Raw genomic sequence first — 8,249 nt, 5'->3', positions numbered from 1 at the left:
CCACTTTAGTGGGATTGTATCAAAATTTGGGATGCTTTTTAACATAGATTTTTTCTTTAACTAAGCATCAATTTCATCAATTTTGATGTTGACTACAAATGCATTAGGGAACTTAGTATCCTTCAAAATATTCTTTGCGTAGTCATCGTCTTCATGAATTTCAGCAAAACCTCTAACACGTAATGCTTTATGAGTTGGTACATCAGCAACTACAATAGCTGCTTCTGAACCGTTCTTCAAATTAGCAAAAGCTTCAGACTTAGTCTTTTCTAAGTATTGAACAGTAGTCGCATTGATTGCCTTGAGTGAAGCTTTAGGACCAACTGCTGGCTTGCCTTCCTTGTTAACAGTTGCCATGTATGGTAAGTGTTCATTAAAGAATTTAATTTGTTCATCAGTAAGTTTGTTAGTATTTAATTTTTTCATGATTAATCTAGTATCCTTTCTATACCTTTTTCCATTATAAACATATTTGATAAAAATGTTTATTGATTAGTTTAAAACTTTTTCCTTATGTTCACGATAAGAATAGTAGATCCATGCAACTAAACCAAAGGCTACCGGACCAATTGCAGTCCAGAATGAAGTTTGATAATCACCCGTAAAGAGTGGTTCGATACAAGTGAAGATAATTCCGATTGCGACAACCAACCAGACAACAATTGTCGTTGCCCAGACTTTCTTCTTTCCTTCAATAAAGACAAATGGACGATCCAAATCTTTTTTTGCCTTGAAAAATGGATAAGCCGCAATCAAGAATAAATATGGCGCAGATGAAGAAACATTCATCATATCCATTAAAATTGTATAGAACTGATCAGCTGCATTACCACCAAATGAGATGAACAAGATAATTACACTAACAATAATTGCTTGTAACCACATTGAACGTTCAGGCATGTTATGTTTGTTCAGTTGAACTAACTTTTTAGGCAAAAGTCGTGGGTCACAGCCTTCAATAAATGATTTAATTGGTGAATAAACCATCAAGAAAGCAGCAGCGATACCTGATAATACGTCAGCAATCCCAGCAAAGTGTGAGAAAGCTGAACCAATAGCTAAAGAAGCAGATTGCGACAAGCCTAAACTATGTCCGGTCACTACACCTAAATTATTGATCAACACATACTCAACGTTAGCCAGATCAACGCCTTTAGCTCCTAATTCTTTATTCCAGTTAACGGCAACCCCACACATGAAAATATTAACTACGTAAAGTGCGGTCATCATAATCATCGCAATAATCAAACCCTTAGGGTAAGTTTTTTCAGGCTTATCTACTGAGTCAATCACACCTGAGGTTGTTTCCAAACCGCCGTATGCAAACAATGCATAAACGATAAATGAAATAACCGCAATTGGAGATTGGAATGACGGATTAGGTGAATGAACTAAATTTTGTGCAGTAACTGGTTCAGCTAACTGACCATGATTCAAAATAAATACCAATAATGAAACAACCGTAAATCCGATAGCAATTGCCAAAGTAAAGATCCCACCAATATTATTGATCGCCTTTATTTTATCAATTCCCTTTGCGGCACAAAAAGTTACGATTGCTAAGAAAACAACTTCTAAGATTCCTAAAAGCTGTGTTGAAGTCAACGGCCCCAAATGCCAGCTTTGCGTTGTATCATGCCCAAACATAGCGGTTGATACTGAAACTAAGAAGAACTGAGTCGATGAAACTAGCCAAACTACCCATGCAGATAGCCAAATAAAAGTTCCGACAAATGCTACTTTTTCATTAGTAGAGCCTTCTAGCCAAGAAAAAATCCCACCTTTAATTCCTTTAAAGGCAGCACCATATTCCGCAAAGATCAATGCGGACGGCAAGAAGAACAAGATAGCTGACACGATATACCAAATGATACTTGCATAGCCCATTTGGTAAAAAGCAGTCAGCGAATTACTAAATCCAAAAATAGAAGAGAAAATCATCAAGACCAAGCTACTAAGGCTGATCTTGACGTGATTATCTTGCTTCATGAATAAAAAAACAACTCCTTTACAAAAACAAACATTATCTATTATGAACCTTTAAAGGAGCATTTTCAAAAAGCAATAAAAAAACATCCCCTTACAGGGATGCTATTATTTATCAATCGGACCAATACCGCGATCTTTTGTTTCTGCATTATCTTTTCTAACATCGTCATCTAATTTTTTACCAACAAGTAATGCAAATACACTAATGAGAAGTGCACCTGCACCCAACTTTGTAATCTTCTTCATTTTAGTCACCCATTTCTGTAAACGCATTCTTTCTTTAATTATAGGAATATAAGAAAAGCCTAGTCAACTTTCATGACTAGACTAATTTACTTAATCTTTTGACGAAGCAATTCTGGCCTTTGAGCTAATTCAGCATATAAGTATCCATCATTAACACAAATTCCTTCAAACTCACGACCCGTATGGAAATGAGCACTATCAAGCACTTTGCCATTTCTCTTTAACTTAAATAAATAATCATTAAAGGCTAAATAAATTTGCTTTTTCTTCCTATTATATGCCATCCTCTGTACAGGTGAATCATTCCGCATAAACTCACCTTTAGTGGCACCAATCTCTACTGGTTTCCAACTATTACCATGACGAGTAACTTCCCAATACTCAAAACGGTGATTAGTTGCACTATGATATTCAGCAATAAACTTTTTATCATTGACAAAAACGGCATTATGTACGTAACGACCATCATTAGAATTACCATTCCAGATTTTAAAGGTCCAGATCTTTTTAATCTGTAAATCCTGCTTGCTAATCTGCATTAATTCTTCTGAATCACTACAATTACGTAATAAGTGATTATTAGCAATTACATAGAGATACTTATTAGTTGCACCAAAAGCTTGCCCATGACCGGTCTTAATTAAAGGACTAACTTTAATTGGTGGAGCTAAACGTAAGAATTTTCTCCATGGAAGCCAAGGAAGTTTTTGCATAATATAGCGATTAGGAATTTGATTAAATCTATAAGCAACAATATGTGCACGCGTATTTTGAGGAGCATTATACATCGTGGCATACATTAAGCCATTAGAAACAGCCATTCCTTCTGGAAGTGGGCCAACCATACCTGTGAAAGAATTCCCTTGGGATAAAGTGGCAAGCTGATAAAAGTAGGTTTTCAACTTAAAATTGCCACTCTTAATTGTATGAGGCTTGGTTTCAGGTGCATAGCTAGCTCCTTTACCCCAATTACCTGAAGTTTTATAGTGCTTAAACCAGCTGCTGGCACTTTCACCAGATTGCGGTGTCTTGTTGGCATGAGCCAAACCTTCATTAATGTTTTTTCTTACTCTAACTGTGGTATAAGCATGAGCTTTACCATAAGAATATTTAACTCGGTACTTGCTCGCCTTATTTGAAGTAATTTTGCTTTTTGAGACTTTCACCTTAGATGGCTCAATCACTGTACCCGACGCATCCGTGGCAAAGTTAATTGCATCCCTCGTAGGAAAATCATAGTCCGGATTTTTAACCAAACTAATATCATGGACTACTGCAATTTTACTTCTTAAAAATGCACGCTGATTGACCCAACCTGCTCGATGACCATCGATCCAGACAAAATCATACTTAGTTCTGCCAACTTTTTTCTCAATACTAGCCTGATAATTACCATATCTAAAAGTTGTTGTAGAGGCCATCCAAACTCGTGGACCCTTCCGAGTTAACTTTTCATAAATTCCATAGCTTTCGCCATTAATCATTTTAGTTTGAAACGGACGTAAACTACGAGCCAAAACTGATTGTGGCTTAATGAAAAAGATCGATAACATCAAAGTACATGCTAAAACAAAAGAAATTTTGAATTTCTTCAACATCCGTATCTACTCCCTTACCTTTTTGAATAGCACGCCTAACATTGTAAGACTTTTCTCCAATTTGTACCAGCTTTGTCGAATTTGAAAATTTAAATTTTTTGTTAAGATAACTGACCATAAGAAAAATCTTCTTCTGCTTTGCGTAATAAGTAATAGAAGCTAAAAATGGGGAGTTGAATTTGTGGACTTTTTATCCAAGAAACAAGAATTTATTTTTCGAAACAGTAAAGACGCCATCGTTCGTGTTCATGTTATGCAAGTGGGCTCTACGCCATATGATATTTGGATAGAGGGCAAGATGAAGAAGTATCGCGATTGCGTAACTTTGCTAGAAAAAGCACTGGTTGATTTCGACAGGTCAGATTTGCCACCAATCATAGTAGTCGCCAATAAGAAAATTGAAACTGGCGGAATCTCTTCCTATAATCATGTCGATGATGTAATTTACTTCAACAGTTTTTATCATACCCAAGAGCGGATTGATCATGTGATTGATGAAGGAACATTTGCAGCACAGGATCTTAGTGGTATTATTCGTCATGAACTTGGTCATAAGTTGCATTGGGATGCAGTCAAAAGGTTTTATCGGGCCCATAAAAGCAAGTATAATAATATTGAAGAAGCTAAGCATGACTTAGACGCACCAGTTGGAGAGCTATGTAGCAAGAGCATTCAGTCAAGATGATATGTACTTGGAAAAGAGCTTAAGTTATTATGCGTCAATAAGTTATAAATTTGCTAAAGGTATGAGAAGCGATAATTTAGTAAACGAGATTATCGCTGAAACTTATACTTCTCAGCAACCACATGATCAAATTCTGTATGAATTAACTAGAAAGCTGATTAATTATGGCAAAAGAAATTGAACCTATGGACATCTTAATGGCACCTACTCATGATGATGTTATCTTGGTAAAAATCATTAAATGGTTTAAGAATTATCGTAAAAATAGTAATGGTACTTTAACTGTTACTTTTAAAAAGGATACACCAAAAGAAATTTTGAATTTATATGAGAAGAACTACACTCTTTTCCCTAAACGTTTAAACTATACCCCTACTGCAAATTATGAACTTGAAAAGTGATTATCATGAAAAGAAGAGATAGTGAAATTGAACCTATGGATATTTTAATGGCACCTACTCATGATGATGTCATTTTAGTTAAGATTACTAAGTGGATCAAACATGCTTATCCTAATGATGATCGCACAGCTACTGTTCTATTTAAGAAAGATACGCCTAAAGAGATTCTAACTTTATTCGAAAAGAATATTAATCTTTTTCCTAAGCGTTTATATTACACGGTTACAAAAAAATACCAAGTTGAGAAATAAACACTTATGAAAAAGGACATTAAAAATTATTCTTACTACTAAAAGGCTAGCATCTACCAATAATGATGTTAGCCTTTTAATTTAGATTCATTTTTTGTTAGAGAATTATTTCAGAGCATTATTTTTAAAACTAAAATTTCCTTACGCCATGTTGATATACTTGCTTATTCTCTTGTTGAACTGCACGTACGTCTGCTAAAGGATTTTCTTTTAATACTAAGAAATCTGCATATTTACCTACTTCTAAAGAGCCATACTCATCATCAACTTTAAGTAATTCTGCAGAACCTAAACCTGCAGCATGCAGAGCAGTAAAATTGGAAACACCTGCACGAACTAGTTCTTCTAATTCCTTGGCAGTATCTTTTAACGGATTCATGTAAGTTCCAGCGTCAGTGCCTAAAGCTAGCTTAACCCCACTGTTCACTGCTTTACCAACGTGTTCATAAAATGCATCAACATGTTCACACATTTTGTTATAAGAAAAATTAGACATTTTTCCTTTGCCATGAATTACAATCTGATGCCCAGCAATTAAAGTTGGTGATAAGAAAGTACCTTTTTCTTTCATTAATTCAATGTCTTCATCACTAACATAAAAACCATGTTCAACAGAATCTACGCCGGCTACCACTGCATAATGAATACCTAATCTCCCTTCAGCATGTGCGCAAATAGTCATATGTTTAGAATGTGCTTCTTCAACTGCGACCTTCATTTCTTCAAGTGACAATTCTGTATCATCAACTTGATCTCCTTGAGACATAATTCCACCAGTAGCCATCAATTTGATATTTTCAGCGCCTTTTTTAAATTGAGAACGGACTGCTTTTCGCATATCGTCAACCCCATTTACTAAATGGCAGGCATTATATTCATGATCTTGACCTAATGGCAAATCACCATGTCCACCAGGAATTGAAACCGCCATACCAGCTGGGCGCATCCCTGGTCCTTCAAAGGGATGTTGTGGTCTCATCTTCTTTAATTTAATATCAACATCAAAGGCGACTCCGCAACTTCTTACATATGTTACTCCACCTTGCAAACCCTCACGCAAGTTTTTAAGAGCATTAAAAGTCGTAGAAGTTTCTGTTTGTGGATAATGTTTATCTAACACAGGATCGGCTCCAAGATGAGTATGCGAATTCAATAGTCCTGACATAACATATTGATCTGCAAGGTCAACTTGTTTATCTGCTTTACCTTCAAATTTACCGCTCCCTTGATCTACCAATTTACCTGTTTTGTCATCAACGACAAACCAGGCATTATGTACTAATTCATCTTTAGTTCCTACAAACAAATTACAATTCTGATAAACTGTTCTCATCATTCTATCCCCTTGCTATTTATCTAAAACGTATGCATTTCTAAAGTTAAAGTTGCCACTGTCAAATTCTAAATTGTGAACGCCAGGTCTTACCATCCATGCTTGACCATCATGGAATAATGGACTTAATGGTTGTTGATCCATTAGTACACGTTCTCCATTAAATAGATCTTGAAGGCGTTTAAATGTATTCATTTGTCTGTCGGATGCCTTCATATACTGATCAAAATTCTTATTTGACCATTTACCAAAGTTATAGTTTTCGCCACTCATCATGGTATGAAGCATTGAATAAGGATCTAAGTAACCAGAAGTCAAACCAGTGTAATCAACATCGTATTTTCCATTAAGCATATTAGCTACTCGAGTTGTTTTGGGCATACTTCTCACATTTACAGTCAGTTTCTTGCCAAAAGTACTTTCCAATTCGCTCTGAACGAATTCCATCACTTTCTTAGAAACATCGTCATCATCTCCACCTAAAGTAAAGCTGACATGATCTTTGCCCAATTCTTTTAAAGCGGTTTGAAATAGTCTCTTAGCTTCAGTTTCATTATGTTCAACATATTTATTACTTGGATCACGCTTTTCAACATAATCAGCAAAGTCTACATTACCCACCTTTTCATTTGGCCCTGCGAAGGTTTTAGCAACAGTATTTGCTGCACCTACTGTTTTTGCTAAACTTTGACGATCCAACGCCATCGAAAGGGCTCTTCTTAAGTTAACATTAGCTAAGTCCTTATTCTTAGAAACGTTATAAGTTAAGTATTCTGTTCGATCCAACTTAAATACTTGATATCCATTTTGATGCTTTAATTGTTTAGAAGCTTGCACATCAAGCAAAGCACCATCTAATTTTCCAGATTGATATAAATTGTAATCGGTTGAAGGCGTCTTTTGTACACTGTAATTAACAGTTTGCAATTTAACAGCTTTTTTGTCCCAATATTGATCATTCTTTTCTAACTTCCAAGAAAGATTCGAACCGGTCCAACCTTTTTGCATGAATGGTCCATTATAAACATTATATTTAGATGCTGTACCAAATTTTTTACCGTACTTTTCAGCAACTTTTTTATCTACTGGATTCCAACAAGTAGAAAGTAAAGTTTTGAAATAAGGAACCGGATGACTTAAGTGAACTACCAAAGTATGGTCATCTTTTGCTGAAACGCCTAAAGATTGTGGGGATTTTTTACCACTTACTACCTCATCTGCGTTAACAACTGCTTGTAATTCATGCTGTTGCTGAGATGCAGTTTTAGGATCTAAAGTTCTCTGTAATGCATAAACAAAATCGTTAGCAGTAACTGGATCACCATTTGACCATTTAGCATCTTTTCTTAATTTAAATGTCCAAGTCAACCCATCTTTACTCTGTTTAGCCTCAGTAGCTACAGCCGGTACAACATTGCCATCCTTGTCTAAACGATATAATCCTTCAAAAACATTAGTAGCCTGTTCGCCACCTGTTGTATCAACCATTTTAGTTTGATCCATCGTTTGGATCTCAGACGTTGTCATCCAGCTAAGTGATTTCTTATAAGTTGCTTTAGCACTACTTTTTGATGAACATGCTGACAATGTTGCGGCAACTGCCATTGTTACTATTCCTGCTCCTAATACACGAGTAAATTTTTTCATAATCAAATCTCCCTTTTCTAAGAAACATTAGCTGAGACAAAAAAAAAGCGCCCTACTAGATCAAATTGATCTAATAGGGCGTTTTCACGCGGTACCACC

General features: G+C 35.7%; 10 protein-coding genes and 1 other annotated feature (1 of these 11 cut by a window edge). Of the genes, 4 read left to right on the top strand and 6 right to left on the bottom strand.

Annotation, left to right across the window (positions count from 1 at the left end):
* Positions 1-60: 60 nt before the first annotated feature.
* The 4 genes from FC57_RS00665 to FC57_RS10965 form a co-directional block, all read right to left on the bottom strand.
* A complete protein-coding gene (locus FC57_RS00665; protein ID WP_007126443.1) occupies positions 61-426 on the bottom strand; it encodes a pyridoxamine 5'-phosphate oxidase family protein in 366 nt (121 codons plus the stop codon).
* A gap of 66 nt (positions 427-492) precedes the next feature.
* The gene (yjeM, locus tag FC57_RS00660) at positions 493-1,989 is read right to left on the bottom strand and encodes a glutamate/gamma-aminobutyrate family transporter YjeM (protein ID WP_007126444.1); all 1,497 of its coding nucleotides are present in this window, start codon (positions 1,987-1,989) and stop codon (positions 493-495) included.
* Positions 1,990-2,094: 105 nt separating this feature from the next.
* A complete protein-coding gene (locus FC57_RS11070) occupies positions 2,095-2,235 on the bottom strand; it encodes a hypothetical protein (RefSeq protein ID WP_169302925.1) in 141 nt (46 codons plus the stop codon).
* An 86-nt stretch (positions 2,236-2,321) separates the two neighbouring features.
* Positions 2,322-3,833, bottom strand: a complete 1,512-nt coding sequence (locus tag FC57_RS10965) for a hypothetical protein (protein WP_007126446.1) — start codon at positions 3,831-3,833, stop codon at positions 2,322-2,324.
* A 181-nt stretch (positions 3,834-4,014) separates the two neighbouring features.
* Between FC57_RS10965 and FC57_RS00650 the strand changes: the two genes are divergently transcribed.
* Genes FC57_RS00650 through FC57_RS00635 form a run of 4 tightly spaced genes read left to right on the top strand, consistent with a single transcriptional unit; the run spans position 4,015 to position 5,170 of the window.
* Entirely contained in the window at positions 4,015-4,518 is a 504-nt protein-coding gene (locus FC57_RS00650) for a hypothetical protein (protein ID WP_007126447.1), read from the top strand.
* 7 nt (positions 4,519-4,525) lie between these two features.
* Positions 4,526-4,699: a hypothetical protein gene (locus FC57_RS00645; RefSeq protein ID WP_155801064.1), complete on the top strand. Its 174-nt coding sequence runs from the start codon at positions 4,526-4,528 to the stop codon at positions 4,697-4,699.
* Positions 4,683-4,919 (top strand): hypothetical protein, encoded by a 237-nt coding sequence (locus FC57_RS00640; RefSeq protein ID WP_007126449.1) that lies wholly within the window; start codon positions 4,683-4,685, stop codon positions 4,917-4,919. The genes FC57_RS00645 and FC57_RS00640 overlap by 17 nt, the downstream gene beginning before the upstream one ends.
* A gap of 5 nt (positions 4,920-4,924) precedes the next feature.
* The gene (locus FC57_RS00635; RefSeq protein ID WP_007126450.1) at positions 4,925-5,170 is read left to right on the top strand and encodes a hypothetical protein; all 246 of its coding nucleotides are present in this window, start codon (positions 4,925-4,927) and stop codon (positions 5,168-5,170) included.
* A 130-nt stretch (positions 5,171-5,300) separates the two neighbouring features.
* Here the strand turns inward: FC57_RS00635 and FC57_RS00630 are convergent, their stop codons facing one another.
* Together FC57_RS00630 and FC57_RS00625 are read right to left on the bottom strand one after the other, a co-directional pair.
* On the bottom strand, positions 5,301-6,506 hold the full coding sequence (locus FC57_RS00630; RefSeq protein WP_007126451.1) for a metal-dependent hydrolase family protein: 1,206 nt from the start codon (positions 6,504-6,506) through the stop codon (positions 5,301-5,303).
* A gap of 12 nt (positions 6,507-6,518) precedes the next feature.
* A complete protein-coding gene (locus FC57_RS00625; protein WP_007126452.1) occupies positions 6,519-8,150 on the bottom strand; it encodes a peptide ABC transporter substrate-binding protein in 1,632 nt (543 codons plus the stop codon).
* A 71-nt stretch (positions 8,151-8,221) separates the two neighbouring features.
* Positions 8,222-8,249, bottom strand: a binding site (T-box leader) (it continues 212 nt past the right edge of the window).

The sequence above is a fragment of the Lactobacillus ultunensis DSM 16047 genome, from assembly GCF_001436305.1.
In the GTDB taxonomy this organism is placed as follows: Bacteria; Bacillota; Bacilli; order Lactobacillales; family Lactobacillaceae; genus Lactobacillus; species Lactobacillus ultunensis.
The sequence above is the reverse complement of the archived record's forward strand: the minus strand, read 5'-3'. Positions and strand labels throughout refer to the sequence as shown.

Excerpts from the sequence above, each read along its gene's own strand:
- FC57_RS00665 (WP_007126443.1), bottom strand. The coding sequence starts at position 426 with ATGAAAAAATTAAATACTAACAAACTTACTGATGAACAAATTAAATTC.
- yjeM (WP_007126444.1), bottom strand. The coding sequence starts at position 1,989 with ATGAAGCAAGATAATCACGTCAAGATCAGCCTTAGTAGCTTGGTCTTG.
- FC57_RS11070 (WP_169302925.1), bottom strand. The coding sequence starts at position 2,235 with ATGAAGAAGATTACAAAGTTGGGTGCAGGTGCACTTCTCATTAGTGTA.
- FC57_RS10965 (WP_007126446.1), bottom strand. The coding sequence starts at position 3,833 with ATGTTGAAGAAATTCAAAATTTCTTTTGTTTTAGCATGTACTTTGATG.
- FC57_RS00640 (WP_007126449.1), top strand. The coding sequence starts at position 4,683 with ATGGCAAAAGAAATTGAACCTATGGACATCTTAATGGCACCTACTCAT.
- FC57_RS00635 (WP_007126450.1), top strand. The coding sequence starts at position 4,925 with ATGAAAAGAAGAGATAGTGAAATTGAACCTATGGATATTTTAATGGCA.
- FC57_RS00630 (WP_007126451.1), bottom strand. The coding sequence starts at position 6,506 with ATGATGAGAACAGTTTATCAGAATTGTAATTTGTTTGTAGGAACTAAA.
- FC57_RS00625 (WP_007126452.1), bottom strand. The coding sequence starts at position 8,150 with ATGAAAAAATTTACTCGTGTATTAGGAGCAGGAATAGTAACAATGGCA.